The organism is Yokenella regensburgei ATCC 49455, from assembly GCF_000735455.1.
In the GTDB taxonomy this organism is placed as follows: domain Bacteria; phylum Pseudomonadota; class Gammaproteobacteria; order Enterobacterales; family Enterobacteriaceae; genus Yokenella; species Yokenella regensburgei.
On sequence record NZ_JMPS01000029.1, the window covers coordinates 1 to 16,079 of the forward strand.

Here is a 16,079-nt window from a genome sequence, read left to right on the forward strand (position 1 = left end):
GACTTTACCTTTGGCAGCAAGATCTCCTCGTGCACCAGGCAGGACGAGAACCACCGTTGCCGGGCGAAAGCACCGGGTTCGCGTTTCGAATCAGGAGCAGTTCGCCATCGCGCTCGCACTATTCACTACAGGATTAATAGGTTTCGTCGGCGCAGGTCTCTATTTCCTTGCCCAGGAAGGTTGGATCCTTTTATAGCGGCGGAATAAGCCCTTCCATGCAGCATCTCTCCTGAGCCCCGGCCTTCGCCGGGGCTTTTTTGTGTCACCCTGTTGATACTCATTTGTTAATTATTTGTAATTTAGATCACAAAAAAGAAACATTGGCGTTCGTTTTGTACGCAATTCTCAAAAATGTAGATATTTTTAGGTTATGGCTACGAAATGAGCATTCCCTGACTCTCTACCCTGAGGATTGATCCTGATGAACGCACTCTCCGCCGTTAAACCAAACGCTGATGATTTAGGCAGTAGTTTTACCGGATTTACGCTTACGCCTTCCGCACAGTCTCCGCGCCTGCTGGAGCTGACTTTTAACGCCCAGACCACCGCACAGTTTCTGGATGCCGTGGCTCAGTGGCCGGTACAGGCGCTGGAGTACAAATCCTTCCTTCGTTTTAAGGTTGGGCAGATCCTCGACAATCTGTGTGCAAATCAGCTGCAGCCGCTGCTGATTAAAACCCTGCTGGACCGCGCCGAAGGGGCGCTGCTGATTAACGCCGTCGGAGTAGACAACGTGGCCCAGGCCGATGAGATGGTGAAGCTGGCAACCGCGGTGGCGCACCTGATTGGTCGCTCCAACTATGATGCTATGAGCGGTCAGTACTATGCCCGCTTCGTGGTGAAAAATGCGGATAACTCAGATAGCTACCTGCGTCAGCCTCACCGGGTGATGGAGCTGCACAACGATGGTACCTACGTCGAAGAGCAGACTGACTACGTGCTGATGATGAAAATCGATGAGCAGAACATGCAGGGCGGTAACTCGCTGCTGCTGCACCTCGACGACTGGGAGCATCTGGAACAGTACTTCACTCATCCGCTGGCGCGCCGCGCGATGCGCTGGGCCGCTCCGCCGAGCAAAAACGTCAGTCACGATGTGTTCCATCCGGTGTTCGACGTGGATAGCCAGGGTCGTCCGGTGATGCGCTATATCGACCAGTTCGTGCAGCCGAAGGATTTTGAAGAGGGGACCTGGCTCAGCGATTTGTCAGATGCCATCGAAACCAGCAAAAGCATTCTCTCCGTTCCGGTTGCGGTGGGTAAGTTCCTGCTTATTAACAACCTGTTCTGGCTGCACGGCCGCGACCGCTTTACGCCGCACCCGGATCTGCGCCGTGAACTGATGCGCCAGCGTGGTTATTTTGCCTACGCCACTAACCACTACCAGACTCACCAGTAAATGTCGCCCGGCGAAGGAATTGAGCGGATGTATGATTTTGTGATTATCGGCGGCGGCATCATTGGTATGTCGACCGCCATGCAGTTAATCGACGTTTACCCGGATGCCAGCATCGTGTTGCTGGAGAAGGAATCTGGCCCGGCCTGTCATCAGACGGGCCATAACAGCGGCGTGATCCATGCCGGGGTCTACTACACCCCCGGCAGCATGAAGGCGCAGTTTTGCCTCTCCGGTAACCGCGCGACCAAAGCGTTCTGCGATGAAAATGGCATTCGCTACGACACCTGCGGAAAAATGCTCGTCGCCACTTCGGCGCTGGAAATGGAACGCATGCGCGCGCTGTGGGATCGTACCGCCGCCAACGGCATTGAGCGTGAATGGCTGAGTGCGGAAGAGCTGCACGAGCGGGAGCCGAATATCACCGGCCTTGGCGGGATCTTCGTTCCTTCAAGCGGCATTGTCAGCTACCGCGAAGTGACCGCGGCGATGGGCAAAATCTTCGAGGCCAAAGGCGGCAGAATTGTTTACCAGGCCGAGGTCAGCGCGCTGAAAGAGCACGCCAGCGGCGTGGTGGTGCATACCCAAAACGGCCAGGAGTTTGAGGGCTCAACCCTGATTAGCTGTTCTGGCCTGATGGCTGACAGGCTGGTGAAAATGCTCGGTATCGATCCGGGCTTTATCATTTGTCCGTTCCGTGGTGAATATTTCCGCCTGGCGCCGCAGCACAACCAGATAGTTAACCACCTGATTTATCCCATCCCGGATCCGGCGATGCCGTTCCTCGGCGTACACCTGACCCGCATGATTGACGGTAGCGTGACGGTCGGGCCGAACGCGGTGCTGGCGTTTAAACGTGAGGGCTACCGCAAACGTGATATCTCCCTAAGCGACACGCTGGAAATCTTAGGCTCACCGGGCATTCGTCGCGTGCTGCAGAACAACCTGCGATCGGGCCTTAATGAGATGAAAAACTCGCTATGCCGCAGCGGTTATCTGCGCCTGGTACAGAAATACTGCCCGAGCCTGACGTTAAACGATTTGCAGCCGTGGCCCGCGGGCGTGCGTGCGCAGGCGGTATCTCCACAGGGCAAGCTGATTGACGATTTCCTCTTTGTTACCACCGCGCGCTCGATCCACACCTGCAACGCGCCTTCACCGGCAGCCACGTCGGCTCTGCCGATTGGCGCCCATATCGTGAGCAAAGTACAAACACTGCTGGAAAACCAGCATAACCCAGGACGCACGCTACGTGCGGCACGTAGCGTTGACACATTACACGCCGCATTTACCCGTTAAACACCCACAACTGGAAGCCATCATGCAACTTTACGATTCAAGCTTATTTCATCAGCAGGCCTTTATTGCCGGAGAATGGCGCGATGCAAACAGCGGCGAAGTGATCACCGTGACTAACCCGGCCAACGGCCAGAAGCTTGGCAGTGTCCCGAAAATGGGCGCGGTGGAAACTCGCGAAGCCATTGAAGCGGCTAACCGTGCACTACCCGCCTGGCGGGCACTAACGGCGAAAGAGCGAGCCAGCATTCTGCGTCGCTGGTTCGATTTGATGATGGCAAACCAGGACGATCTGGCAACGCTGATGACCCTCGAGCAGGGGAAGCCGCTGGCAGAAGCGAAGGGCGAAATCAGCTACGCCGCCTCCTTTATTGAATGGTTCGCGGAAGAGGGTAAACGCATTTATGGCGACACCATTCCCGGCCACCAGGCTGACAAACGCCTGATCGTGATTAAGCAGCCTATCGGCGTGACCGCGGCTATCACGCCGTGGAACTTCCCGTCGGCGATGATCACCCGTAAGGCAGGGCCAGCACTGGCCGCAGGTTGCACCATGGTGCTGAAACCCGCGAGCCAGACGCCGTACTCCGCGCTGGCGCTGGCGGAGCTGGCAAAACGCGCCGGGATCCCGGATGGCGTGTTCAACGTCGTGACCGGTGCCGCAAGCGCCGTGGGCAATGAACTTACCAGCAACCCGCTGGTACGTAAGCTCTCTTTCACCGGCTCAACCGAAATTGGCCGTGAGCTGATGGCGCAGTGCGCGAAAGACATCAAGAAGGTTTCGCTGGAGCTTGGCGGTAACGCGCCGTTTATCGTGTTCGATGATGCGGACCTCGATAAAGCGGTGGAAGGAGCGCTGGCCTCTAAGTTCCGTAACGCCGGGCAGACCTGCGTTTGCGCCAACCGGTTGTACGTGCAGGATGGGGTTTACGAGCGCTTTGCCGAAAAATTACAGCAGGCGGTTGAGAAGCTGCAGTTGGGTGATGGCCTGCAGCCGGGCGTGACCACCGGGCCGCTGATCGATGAAAAGGCGGTGGTGAAAGTGCGCGAGCACATTGCCGATGCGGTCGCCAAAGGTGCCTGCGTGGTGACCGGCGGTCAATCGCACGCGCTTGGCGGCAACTTCTTCCAGCCAACGATCCTCGTCAACGTGCCGGATAACGCCAAAGTGGCGAAAGAAGAGACCTTTGGCCCACTGGCGCCGCTGTTCCGCTTCACCGACGAAGCCGACGTTATTCGTCAGGCCAACGACACCGAGTTTGGCCTGGCCGCCTATTTCTACGCCCGCGATTTGAGCCGCGTTTTCCGCGTTGGCGAAGCGCTGGAGTACGGCATTGTCGGCATCAACACCGGCATTATCTCCAACGAAGTGGCTCCATTTGGCGGGATTAAAGCCTCAGGTCTTGGTCGTGAAGGGTCGAAGTACGGCATCGAAGACTATTTAGAAATCAAATACATGTGCATTGGCCTGTAACCCGAACGCAGAAGAGGATTCAAGATGGGGCAATCATCGACTTCACATGATTTAGGGGGCGGGCTGAAATCGCGGCACGTCACCATGCTGTCTATTGCTGGCGTCATCGGCGCCAGCCTGTTTGTAGGATCAAGCGTGGCCATTGCAGAGGCGGGTCCTGCGGTGCTGCTGGCTTACCTGTTTGCTGGCTTGTTGGTGGTGATGATCATGCGCATGCTGGCAGAAATGGCCGTTGCCACACCGGATACCGGCTCTTTCTCAACCTATGCGGATAAAGCCATTGGCCGCTGGGCGGGGTATACCATCGGCTGGCTGTACTGGTGGTTCTGGGTGCTGGTTATTCCGCTTGAAGCAAACATCGCCGCTATCATTCTGCACTCCTGGGTGCCGGCGATACCGGTCTGGCTGTTCTCGCTGGTGATAACGCTTGCGCTCACCGGCAGTAACTTGCTCAGCGTGAAAAACTACGGCGAATTCGAGTTCTGGCTGGCGTTGTGTAAGGTTATCGCGATCCTGGCGTTTATCATCCTCGGGGCTGCGGCCATCGGCGGCTTTTACCCCTATGCCGAAGTTAGCGGTATTTCTCGTCTGTGGGATCATGGCGGTTTTATGCCGAACGGCTTTGGCGCGGTGCTCAGTGCCATGCTCATCACCATGTTCTCATTTATGGGGGCGGAGATTGTCACTATCGCGGCGGCGGAGTCCGATACCCCGGATAAGCATATCGTTCGTGCCACCAACTCGGTTATCTGGCGTATTTCCATTTTCTATCTGTGCTCCATCTTCGTGGTGGTGGCGCTGATCCCGTGGAATATGCCGGGGCTTAAAGAGGTGGGATCGTACCGTTCGGTGCTGGAGCTGCTGCACATACCGTATGCGAAACTGATCATGGATGGGGTCATTTTGCTGTCGGTGACGAGCTGCCTGAATTCGGCGCTGTACACATCTTCCAGAATGCTCTACTCCCTGAGCCGTCGCGGTGATGCGCCAGCCGTCATGGGCAAAACCAATCGCAGCAAAACGCCGTACATGGCGGTGCTTATCTCTACCGGCGCGGCGTTTTTGACGGTTATTGTCAACTACTATGCTCCGGCGAAGGTGTTTAAGTTTCTTATCGACAGCTCCGGTGCCATTGCGCTGCTGGTGTATCTGGTCATTGCCGTCTCGCAGCTGCGGATGCGCAAGATCCTGCTGGTGAAAGGGGACGACATTAAGCTGCGAATGTGGCTCTACCCGTGGCTGACCTGGCTGGTTATCGCCTTCATCATCTTTGTCCTGGTGGTGATGTTGTTCCGTCCGGCGCAGCAGCTGGAGGTGGTTTCCACCGTGGTGTTGGGGCTGGGAATTATTTGTACCGTGCCGATTATGTCGCGCTGGAAAAAACTGGTATTGTGGCAAAAATCGCCGCTGCACAACACGCGTTAGGGGAGTATCCCGGCGTGAGCCGGGATATCACCAGATAAGCAGGAGCTTTAACCATGACCGTAATGCCTCAACCGACGGCCATAGATGGATACCGGTGGCTTAAAAACGACATTATTCGCGGTGTTTATCAGCCCGACGAAAAGCTGCGTATGAGCGGGCTCACGGAGCGCTACGCGCTGGGCGTGGGGCCGCTGCGGGAAGCGCTTTCGCAGCTGGTGGCCGAGCGTCTGGTGACGGTGGTCAATCAGAAGGGCTACCGGGTTGCGCCGATGTCTGAGCAGGAGCTGCTCGATATCTTCGACGCCCGCGCCAACATGGAGGCAATGTTAGTCGGCCTCGCCATCGAGCGCGGAGGCGATGAGTGGGAAGCTGAGCTTCTCGCCCGCGCACATCTGCTGAACAAGCTGGAATCGACGGACGCCAGTGAAAGCATGCTGGATGAGTGGGATCTGCGCCATCAGGCGTTCCACACCGCCATTGTCGCCGGATGCGGCTCGCAGTATCTGCTGCAAATGCGGGAACGACTCTTCGACCTGGCCGCGCGCTACCGCTACATCTGGCTGCGCACTACCGTACTTTCCGTCGAAATGCTGGAGGATAAACATGTCCAGCACCATACCCTTCTTGAAGCCATTCTTGCCCGCGATACCGCACGTGCCAGCAACCTGATGCGTGAACACTTGTTAACGCCAATCCCTATCATTCAGCAGGCGATGCGCGACTGAACCGCGGCCGATAAATATTAATTAATTATAATAATATAATTGAGAAATTCTAATATCGGCCTGTTTTTGGCGTTATATAAAGCGCGGGCGTTGCAACATATATCGCCTGTGTTATATTTCAGCCGTCCCGCACTTTGACTATAGTGTTAATATTGTTATTTATTTAATAAGTAACGTGCTGGCTTTAATTCATTATTTTATTCACTTTATTCATCGTGACTGCGGTGAATAAACACATAAGGTTTTATCCCTATGATGACAAGACGCTCTTTCGTCAGGCAGGGCCTGATGGCTTCCGCAGGTATGCTGGTGGCGGGAACCGTGGGCAGCAGTTTCAGCAGCATCGCGTTTGCCCGCGAGGTTAATCTCTGGCAAATGCCAGATGAAGGAGCGCCTCACACGGCTACCTGGATGGCATTTGGCGCCAGTGAAGCTATCTGGGAGCCGTATTTATTACCGGTGGTGCGCGAGAATCTGGCAACGGTGGCAAAAACGATAGCCGCATTTGAGCCGCTGAATATGCTGGTACGGGAAGAAGATTATGATATTGCGAGCAGGCTCTGCGGACCGTCGGTAAATCTTATTGAGCATCCGATAGACGATCTATGGATGCGTGATACCGGGCCGGTATTCGTAAAAAACGGCAGCGGCGGTCTTGCTGGCGTGGGCTTTAATTTTAACGGCTGGGGCAATAAGCAGGAGCACGAGCAGGATGCTGGCGTCGCAGCGTTCGTGGCGAAAGAAGCCAGCGCGACGTTTATACGTTCGTCGCTAATACTGGAAGGCGGTGGAATAGAAGTGGACGGTGAAGGGACGGCAATTATTACCGAAAGCTGTGTTCTGAACCCGAACCGCAATCCGGGCGTCAGCAAAGCGGCGTGCGAGGCGGAGCTGATGCGTCTGCTGGGGCTTAAAAAAATCATCTGGCTGCCGGGCATTGCCGGAAAAGATATCACCGACGGGCATACCGATTTTTATGCCCGCTTTACTCATCCGGGTACGGTGGTGGCCGGGCTTGAGCAGGACTCGTCGATGTTTGATTACGCCGTCACCCGGCGCCATCTGGAAATATTACGCAGCGCGACGGATGCCAAAGGCCGACGCCTGAAGGTGGTAGTGCTGGAAGGGCCTGCGTCAGTACGGCAAAAATACGCGAGCGATGACTTTGCCGCGGGATATATAAATTTCTACGTCTGCAACGGGGCGGTGATTGCGCCAGAGTTCGGCGATAAACGGGCTGATCGTAATACCCGGGACATTCTGCAGGAACTGTTTGCTGACCGCGAAATTATTCAGCTGAACATCGATGGTATCGCCGCGGGCGGCGGCGGTATTCACTGCACCACCCAACAGCAGCCCCGTTAAGCAGGGCGGGCGAGGCGGTACACCGGAACCTGCCGCGTGGTGCCGGTCAGGCTGTCGCTCACTTCGACCTCACCGGTGACGATGGTCAGACCCGACGTTCTGAGGGTGGCGACTTCGGCGGCAATGCGCTGACAGCTGAGCCAGAACAAACCGTCGAGCGCGTTGACCGCAAGCCCGGCCTCCAGCGCCAGCCTTAACCGTTCTCGCGGCAGCTTGCTCTGGGTGGCAACCTGCTGGAAGGGCGCCGCCGTAACGCCGTCTTCTGCAACCCGGCGGATGCGGTGAGAAAAGCGGTAGCGGAATTCGTCAGGCACGGTCTGAAAGTCTTCATTCAGGCTGTAGACGCAGCCGCGTTTGCTGGTATTAATCACGGCGTTTTTCTGGTTCAGCGCGAACTCGCCGCGTAGCTTATCGATTAACTGCGGGGCGCGAACCAATAGCAGGCGGAAAGGGAGTTCGAAACTGGTAACGTAATCGACGTTCAGCAGGGCGATGCGCAGACGTGATTCGCTGCCGGCCTTCTCCTGGCGACACTCCTCCAGCACCTCTTCCCACTGGCGGGTCAGGCGGGGAGCTTCATCGATGGCGGTGAAATGGTACTTCTCAATCTGGTAGTCGATGCGTCCGGTCATCAGCTTCCTCGTGGATAAGCGCTTTTCATCGCTCACCATACCCTGATATGTGCCGTTCTGAAATCCCGTCGTAGCGCCAGTAAAAAAATAACCCAGCCGGAGGGCTGGGTTATTCTGGTGTTTTGCGGTTAACCGAGGAATTTGCCTTTCAGCAGGTTCATTCCCGCAGACAGCAGGTCAGACTGCGGGGCTTCGCCGTCAGGTGAAACGCCGTCGACAATCTTAGGCAGGTATTCGGCAATCATCGACGATGCGGCGTCGGTATCAATCCCGAGCTTCGCCGCCAGTTCCTGAATAGCAGGAGAACCGAAAACGGAGGTGATTTGATCGGCGGAAACCGGCAGATTAGCCCCACCGCTAATCCACGATTCGACCACGCCACCCAGACCTTCGCTCTGGAACTTCGCCAGGATCCCCTGAATACCGCCCTGGTTTTCGATCCACGACAGAATGGCCGTTATCTGTGACCCTTCGCCGGTTTCACCACCCAGCATGCCAGTGAGTTTATCAAATAGTCCCATGATGGGCTCCACGTAGTGTCAGTATGAAAAAAGCGTTATTTCGCTGGAATAATCAGCACCTGGCCGGGATAAATTTTATCCGGGTGCTTCAGCATCGGTTTATTGGCTTCGAAGATCCGCTGATAGTCGTTGGCATTGCCATAAACATGTTTTGAGATGGCGCTGAGGGTATCGCCGGATTTCACCGTATAGTAGGTGCTTTCGGCACCACTTTGCGCGACGCTTGCGCTGTCGTTGACTTTGCTTATTCCTGCCACGTTGCCAATGGCAACCAGGATCTTCTCTTTGAGCTCCTGAGAGGCGATATCGCCGGTCACCGTTGCAGTGCCGTCGTCCGCCACCTGAATATTCGCTTTTTCTGCCCCCGGCAGGCCGAGGTTATCGATATGCTTTTTCAACTCATCGGCCTGAGATTTCGTGTCTTTGCCTGACACCGCATCCCAGAGCTTCTCCCCAGCTTCTTTCACAAAGTTAAACAGTCCCATATTTTCTCCTTACGTGATGAGTCTCTCAAACAGAAACATCATAAGGGTAGCCCAAAATCAGCGTGATGCTTTGCGGAAATAAAAAAGCCGGGAAATCCCCGGCTTAGCGTCAGCGTATGGTGAAGTTACCGCTGCGTACATCCTGCACACTGCCGGTTCTGGATCTGCTGGAAGAAGTCGTTGCCTTTATCATCCACCAGGATAAATGCCGGGAAGTTTTCGACTTCGATTTTCCATACCGCTTCCATGCCAAGCTCCGGCCACGCCACGCACTCCAGGCTCTTGATGCTCTGCTGCGCCAGTACCGCCGCCGGGCCACCGATGCTTCCCAGATAGAAACCGCCGTGCTGGTGGCAGGCGTCGGTCACCTGCTGGCTGCGGTTGCCCTTTGCCAGCATGACCATGCTGGCGCCATGGGACTGCAGCAGGTCGACATAGGAGTCCATGCGTCCTGCCGTGGTTGGGCCGAGTGAGCCAGAAGCGTAGCCCTCCGGCGTTTTCGCCGGGCCAGCGTAGTAGATTGGATGATCTTTGACGTACTGCGGCAGCGCCTCACCGTTGTCGATGAGGGCTTTGAGTTTGGCGTGGGCAATATCGCGCGCCACGATGATGGTGCCGGAAAGCGACAGGCGGGTCGAAACCGGGTGCGCCGACAGCTGCGCCAGGATAGCCGACATCGGCTGGTTCAGATTGATGCTGACCGCGTCGCCTTCGCCCTGCTCGCGCAGGTGTTCGGGGATGAGGCGGGCCGGATTGTGCTCCAGCTTTTCAATCCAGATCCCTTCGCGGTTGATCTTCGCCTTAATGTTACGATCCGCAGAGCAGGAGACGCCCATGCCCACCGGGCAGGATGCGCCGTGGCGCGGCAGGCGGATCACCCGAATATCATGGGCGAAGTATTTGCCGCCGAACTGAGCGCCAAGCCCCAGGTTCTGCGCTTCCTGCATCAGCTCATGCTCCAGCTGTACGTCGCGGAACGCCTGGCCGTGCTCGTTGCCTTCCGTCGGCAGGGTGTCGTAATAGTGGGTGGAGGCGAGCTTCACGGTCTTCAGCGTAGATTCCGCCGAGGTGCCGCCAATCACGAAGGCGATGTGGTACGGCGGGCAGGCTGCGGTGCCGAGCGAGCGCATTTTCTCGACCAGGTAATTTTTCAGTTTTGCCGGGGTAATGAGCGCTTTGGTTTCCTGGTACAAATAGGTTTTGTTGGCGGAGCCGCCGCCTTTGGCGATGCACAAGAACTTGTACTCGTCGCCGTCGACGCTGTAGAGGTCAATCTGCGCCGGCAGGTTGGTGCCGGTGTTCACCTCGTTGTACATATCCAGCGGCGCGTTTTGCGAATAGCGCAGATTGTCTTCGGTATAGGTGTTGTACACCCCACGGGCGAGGGCGGCTTCGTCACCGCCGCCGGTCCATACGCGTTGGCCCTTTTTACCCATGATGATGGCGGTACCGGTATCCTGGCAGGTTGGCAGAATGCCTTTGGCGGCAATCTCCGAGTTGCGCAGGAACTGCAGCGCCACGTATTTGTCATTTTCGCTGGCATCGGGATCGTGAAGAATAGCTGCAACCTGCTGCTGGTGTGCCGGGCGCAGCATAAAGGAAGCGTCGTGGAAGGCTTGTTGCGCCAGCAGGGTCAGCGCTTCAGGTTCAACTTTTAGTACCGGCTGTCCGTCAAACTCGGTGACGGAAACGTACTCATTGCTGAGCAGATAGTATTCGGTATCGTCTTTCGACAGCGGGAACGGATCCTGGTAAACAAAAGGTTTATTCGACATTGTCACATACTCCATAAAAGAAAAGCCGCCGACGGTTGCCCGCCAGCGGCTCTGAATCAGAACATCATGCTCATCCACGGATAGCCAATCAGCAGCAGCGCGGCGAGGAAGATGGCGCCAAAGATGGTGCCGAGCCGCCAGTAGTCTTTGGTCGGCAGGTAGCCGCTGCCGTAGTAAATCGGGCTTGGGCCGGTACCGTACGGGGTGATAATCCCCATCACGCCGAGCGAGGTCACCATCAGCAGTACGAAGACTTCCATATTCATGCCCGGAATGGTGGCGGCGATGGTCAGCATCGCAGGCAGCAGGGCGGTGGTATGCGCCGTGGTGCTGGCAAACAGATAGTGCAGCAGGTAAAACGCCAGCAGCAGGACGATGGTTGCGGTACCCGGTGAGATGCCGCCCATCAGCGCACCACCTTCTTTACCGAGCCAGGCAATAAAGCCGGTAGAGGAGAGGCCATCGGCAAGGGCAACCAGGGTGGCGAACCAGACGAAGGTATTCCACGCCGGTTTGTTGCCGGTGATATCGCTCCACTCCAGCACGCCGGTCCACAGCATCAGCACAATAATCAGCAGGGCGGCCATTGCCGGTTCAATCCACTCGGCGGCGAAGATCCACATCATCAGCGCACAGCAAACGAAAATCAGCAGCAGGATTTCGTTACGCGACAGTTTCCCCAGTTTCTCCAGCTCACGGCTGGCCCACAGCGGCACTTCATCATTCACTTTTACTTCAGGTGGGTAGAACCAGTAAGCCAGCAGCGGCATGGTCAGCAGCAGCAGGATCCCAAGCGGCAGGAAGGCGATGAACCAGGTCCCCCAGCTGATGCTGATCCCGACGATGCTTTTAACCAGCGCCAGCGCCAGCAGGTTCGGCGCCAGCGCCGAGAGGAACATGGAGCTGGTGATACAGGCGGCGGTGATGGCAACCCACATCAGGTAAGAACCAATACGGCGCGCGCTCGGATCGTTAGGTTTAGAACCATACAGCGGTGGCAGGTTGGCGATGATAGGGTAGATAGTCCCACCGCTACGCGCGGTGTTAGACGGCGTAAACGGTGCCAGCAGCAGATCCGCGAACATGATGGCATAGCCGAGCGTCAGGCTGCGACGACCGAGGTATTTCACCAGGATCAGCGCCAGACGGCGACCGAACTGCGTTTTGTCGTAGCCCGCCGCGAACATAAAGGCACCAAAAATCAGCCATACGGTTGAGTTACCAAAGCCGCTGACCGCCCACTTAAAGGAGGCGCCTGCCAGTTTAAAGTGCGGGTCGGCGAGTTGCTCCGGGCTGAACAGCAGCCACTGGCTACACAGCGCGATAACCACGACGCCGGTAAGACCGATAACCGCGCCGGGCAACGGCTCAAAGATAAGACCGACAATCACGCCAACAAAGATGGCGAAGTAGTGCCAGGCGTACGGCGGTAACCCTTGCGGAACCGGGACGAAGAGCAGAAGCACTGCCACGATGATGGGCAGCGCCATCATGATAAGCCGGGAAGATTTTCCGGCTGTGCCTGACGCAGGTGCAGGTGTTGCAGTTTTTAGTTTCATAATACACGTCTGTAAGTAGTTAAGAATTCGGTTGCGATGCGAACATGCCTTATTGCTTTCTTTAGTTACAATAGCTTTTTTAATTAATTTTTAAGCGTTAAAGGTGTTCGATAAATAACGGTTTAAGCTGATTTCATAATCGGCTTAAATATAAATTCTGGTTAATTCTATAATGCATTTTCAGACGCCGTTTCATTTGATCTGGATCACAAAGTTACCGCTAATAACGATTTTTAATGTAAAAAATAATACCCACAAAGATTGGTATGGTTATGGCCTATAGTCGTACGGTTTTTAGTCTTATGGCGTCGTGCATATATAGGGTTTTCCTGCATAAAATTACTTTAATATATTGATTGTAATCATTTTTGTTGTGCATTGATTCCAGCTTGCTGTTTTGTGGTAAGTAATGAAGATGTTGCATGTTTTTAATTTTTGGTAAACGTAATGCGCAGATATTAATAATGCTTTGTGGGTACTGGTGTTATTGCTGGTATTAAATAGTTTAATAACTAGAGTAACTACTTTGGTAACTAAAAAAAGCCTTATATTAATATCATGAGATCGGAAAGAAATATAACGAGAGTAAACACCGATAACGAATTCTGAATTTCAATTTTAAATTTTCTGGAGTTTTTATTATGACCAGTGACGAACGTATTCTGAGTCCATTTACGCTACCCAACGGGGTTATGCTGAAAAACCGTTTGTTAATGGCACCAATGACCACCTGCACCGGTTATTACGATGGCACCGTCACCAGCGAACTGGTGGAGTATTACCGTGCCCGTGCGGGCAGCATCGGAACCATCATTGTGGAATGCTGCTTTGTCGATAACGATGGTCTGGCGTTCCCGGGCGCTATCGGTATCGATAACGATGAGAAAGTCGCAGGCCTGGCGAAAATCGCCGAAGCCATTCAGGAGAAAGGCTCAAAAGCGATTCTGCAGATCTATCACGGTGGCCGGATGGTCGACCCGCAGCTTATCGGCGGCCGCACCCCCGTTGGCCCAAGCGCGGTCGCGGCACCGCGTGATGGCGCTGCGACTCCGCGAGCGCTCTCGGCTGCAGAAGTTGAGGCAATGATTGGCAAATTCGGGGACGGCGTTCGTCGCGCTATTCAGGCCGGCTTTGACGGCGTGGAGATCCACGGCGCGAATACCTACCTTATCCAGCAGTTTTATTCACCAAATTCTAACCAGCGTGATGATGAGTGGGGCGGCAGCCGCGACAACCGCGCAAAATTCCCCCTCGCCGTGCTGGATATCACCCACAAAATGGCGCGCCAGTACGCTGACGATGCGTTCATCATCGGCTATCGCTTCTCGCCGGAGGAGCTTGAAGAGCCGGGTATCCGTTTTGATGACACCTTGTATCTGCTGGAAAAACTGGCCGCGCGAGGCGTTGATTACCTGCACTTCTCCCTTGGCGCTTCCCTGCGCCCGTCGATTGTTGAAACCGAAGACCCGACGCCGCTGATTGAAAAATACTGCGCACGGCGCTCGGCTACCCTCGCTGAAGTACCGGTGATGGGCGTGGGCGGAGTGGTTAACGCAGCCGACGTGACTTCCGGTCTTGACCATGGCTATGACCTGATGGCCGTTGGCCGTGCCTGTATTGCGTATCCGGACTGGACCGATCGTATCGCCAGCGGCGAGAACCTCGAACTGTTTATGGACAGTACCCAGCGTGAAGCGCTGAACATCCCGCAGCCGCTGTGGCGCTTCTCGCTGGTAGAAGCGATGATCCGCGACATGAGCATGGGCGATGCGAAATTCAAACCCGGCCTGTTTGTCGAAACTGTCCAGGACGATAGCCGCGAGCTGGTGGTTAACGTTAGCCTTGAAAACGATCGTATTGCCGATATTGTTCTGGCCGGGGAGCCTGCTCAGAGCGTGGAGTTCACCACCAGTTTTGAAGAGATCCGTGAGCGTATTCTGACCGCCAACACCCCGCATGTGGATGCGATAACCGGTGCGACCAGCCAGAGTGAAGCCGTTAAAAAAGCGGTGGCGAAAGCGATGGTGAAATCGAGCAAAGCGCTGGCCGCAGAAGAGGGTTGTGCAACGGATACGCCGAAACCGTATGACGTGGTCGTCATTGGCAGCGGCGGGGCAGGTTTATCGGCGGCGATCCAAGCCCATGACGACGGCGCCCGCGTGCTTATCGTTGAGAAAATGCCGACCATTGGCGGGAACACCATTAAGGCTTCCGCCGGGATGAACGCCGCAGAAACGCGCTTCCAGCGGGTGAAAGGCATTGAGGACAGCAAAGCGCTGTTCTACGCCGAAACCCTGAAGGGCGGCAAGAACAAAAACAACCCGCAGCTGCTGCAGCGCTTTGTCGAGAACGCGCCAGAGGCGATTGAGTGGCTGGCGACGCGCGGCATTATGCTGAACGACATCACCACCACCGGCGGGATGAGTATCGATCGCACCCACCGTCCGCGCGACGGATCCGCGGTGGGTGGCTACCTGATTAGTGGCCTGGTGCGTAACGTCACCCGTCGTGGTATTGACGTGATGCTTGATACCAGCGTGGATGAGATCCTGCTGACCGAAGGTGAAGTCAGCGGCGTGCGGCTGCTGAACGATGAGCAAGAGCAGATTACGGTACAGACCAGAAGCGTGGTGGTAGCCACCGGTGGATTCAGTGCTAACAGCGCCATGGTGGTGAAATACCGCCCGGATCTGGCGGGGTTTGTTACCACCAACCATAAAGGCGCTACCGGCGGCGGTATCGCGCTTCTGGAGCAGATTGGTGCCGGAACCGTGGATATGGGCGAGATCCAGATCCACCCGACCGTGGAGCAGAACACGTCGTATCTGATTTCCGAATCTATCCGCGGCGGCGGCGCTATTCTGGTGAATCAGCAGGGGAACCGTTTCTTCAACGAGATGGAGACCCGTGATAAGGTCTCGGCGTCCATCATCGCGCTGCCGGAGCACTACGCTTACATCGTGTTTGATGAGCACGTGCGTGCCAAAAACAAAGCAGCGGATGAGTATATCGCGAAAGGCTTCGTCACCAGCGCCAGTTCGCCGCGTGCTCTGGCGGCGAAACTGGGAATGGACGAACATGCTTTCCTGGCAACGCTCGAGCGCTACAACGGCTTTGTGGAAAAACAGCATGATGATGACTTTGGTCGTACCACCGCGCTGCGTAACCCGATAAACGAAGGACCGTTCCATGCTATCCGCATTGCGCCGGGCGTCCACCACACCATGGGCGGTGTTACCATCACCACCGAGGCAGAGGTGCTGAACACTGAGCAGCAGGCTATTCCGGGGGCGTATGCCGCAGGTGAAGTGGTTGGCGGTATCCACGGGGGCAACCGTATCGGCGGCAACGCCGTCGCGGATATCATTATCTTCGGCACTCTTGCAGGACACCAGGCCGCGCTGCGCGCCCGGAACTAAATGAGGA

The 16,079-nt window shown here is 55.8% G+C and carries 12 protein-coding genes; 7 read left to right on the plus strand and 5 right to left on the minus strand.

The window, feature by feature from the left end; translation table 11 throughout:
- The first annotated feature begins 421 nt into the window (after positions 1-421).
- The 6 genes from glaH to GYRE_RS08490 all read left to right on the plus strand — a co-directional run bounded on the left by glaH (position 422) and on the right by GYRE_RS08490 (position 7,681).
- Complete coding sequence (glaH, locus tag GYRE_RS08465) at positions 422-1,399, plus strand: glutarate dioxygenase GlaH (RefSeq protein ID WP_038254600.1); 978 nt, start codon at positions 422-424, stop codon at positions 1,397-1,399.
- 27 nt (positions 1,400-1,426) lie between these two features.
- On the plus strand, positions 1,427-2,695 hold the full coding sequence (gene lhgO / locus GYRE_RS08470; RefSeq protein ID WP_038254602.1) for an L-2-hydroxyglutarate oxidase: 1,269 nt from the start codon (positions 1,427-1,429) through the stop codon (positions 2,693-2,695).
- A 22-nt stretch (positions 2,696-2,717) separates the two neighbouring features.
- Positions 2,718-4,166, plus strand: coding sequence for an NADP-dependent succinate-semialdehyde dehydrogenase (gene gabD, locus GYRE_RS08475; protein ID WP_006818927.1), 1,449 nt, complete (start codon positions 2,718-2,720; stop codon positions 4,164-4,166).
- 24 nt (positions 4,167-4,190) lie between these two features.
- Complete coding sequence (gabP, locus tag GYRE_RS08480) at positions 4,191-5,591, plus strand: GABA permease (protein WP_038254604.1); 1,401 nt, start codon at positions 4,191-4,193, stop codon at positions 5,589-5,591.
- A 53-nt stretch (positions 5,592-5,644) separates the two neighbouring features.
- Entirely contained in the window at positions 5,645-6,316 is a 672-nt protein-coding gene (csiR, locus tag GYRE_RS08485; RefSeq protein WP_038254610.1) for a DNA-binding transcriptional regulator CsiR, read from the plus strand.
- Positions 6,317-6,568: 252 nt separating this feature from the next.
- Positions 6,569-7,681: an agmatine deiminase family protein gene (locus tag GYRE_RS08490; protein ID WP_038254611.1), complete on the plus strand. Its 1,113-nt coding sequence runs from the start codon at positions 6,569-6,571 to the stop codon at positions 7,679-7,681.
- On the opposite strand, the gene GYRE_RS08495 is transcribed toward GYRE_RS08490, so the two are convergent.
- The 5 genes from GYRE_RS08495 to GYRE_RS08515 all read right to left on the minus strand — a co-directional run bounded on the left by GYRE_RS08495 (position 7,678) and on the right by GYRE_RS08515 (position 12,653).
- Positions 7,678-8,313 carry an ECs1377 family protein gene (locus tag GYRE_RS08495; protein ID WP_038254612.1) on the minus strand — a complete coding sequence of 212 codons (636 nt, stop codon included), beginning with the start codon at positions 8,311-8,313 and terminating at the stop codon, positions 7,678-7,680. The genes GYRE_RS08490 and GYRE_RS08495 overlap by 4 nt on opposite strands.
- Positions 8,314-8,441: 128 nt before the next feature.
- Positions 8,442-8,834, minus strand: a complete 393-nt coding sequence (locus GYRE_RS08500; protein ID WP_006818932.1) for a YidB family protein — start codon at positions 8,832-8,834, stop codon at positions 8,442-8,444.
- 35 nt (positions 8,835-8,869) lie between these two features.
- A complete protein-coding gene (lysM, locus tag GYRE_RS08505) occupies positions 8,870-9,319 on the minus strand; it encodes a peptidoglycan-binding protein LysM (RefSeq protein ID WP_006818933.1) in 450 nt (149 codons plus the stop codon).
- Positions 9,320-9,444: 125 nt separating this feature from the next.
- The gene (gene fumA, locus GYRE_RS08510) at positions 9,445-11,094 is read right to left on the minus strand and encodes a class I fumarate hydratase FumA (protein WP_038254613.1); all 1,650 of its coding nucleotides are present in this window, start codon (positions 11,092-11,094) and stop codon (positions 9,445-9,447) included.
- 56 nt (positions 11,095-11,150) lie between these two features.
- Entirely contained in the window at positions 11,151-12,653 is a 1,503-nt protein-coding gene (locus GYRE_RS08515) for a DASS family sodium-coupled anion symporter (protein WP_071777520.1), read from the minus strand.
- Positions 12,654-13,294: 641 nt separating this feature from the next.
- Here GYRE_RS08515 and GYRE_RS08520 point away from each other — a divergent pair.
- A complete protein-coding gene (locus tag GYRE_RS08520) occupies positions 13,295-16,072 on the plus strand; it encodes a flavocytochrome c (protein WP_038254616.1) in 2,778 nt (925 codons plus the stop codon).
- Positions 16,073-16,079 lie beyond the last annotated feature (7 nt).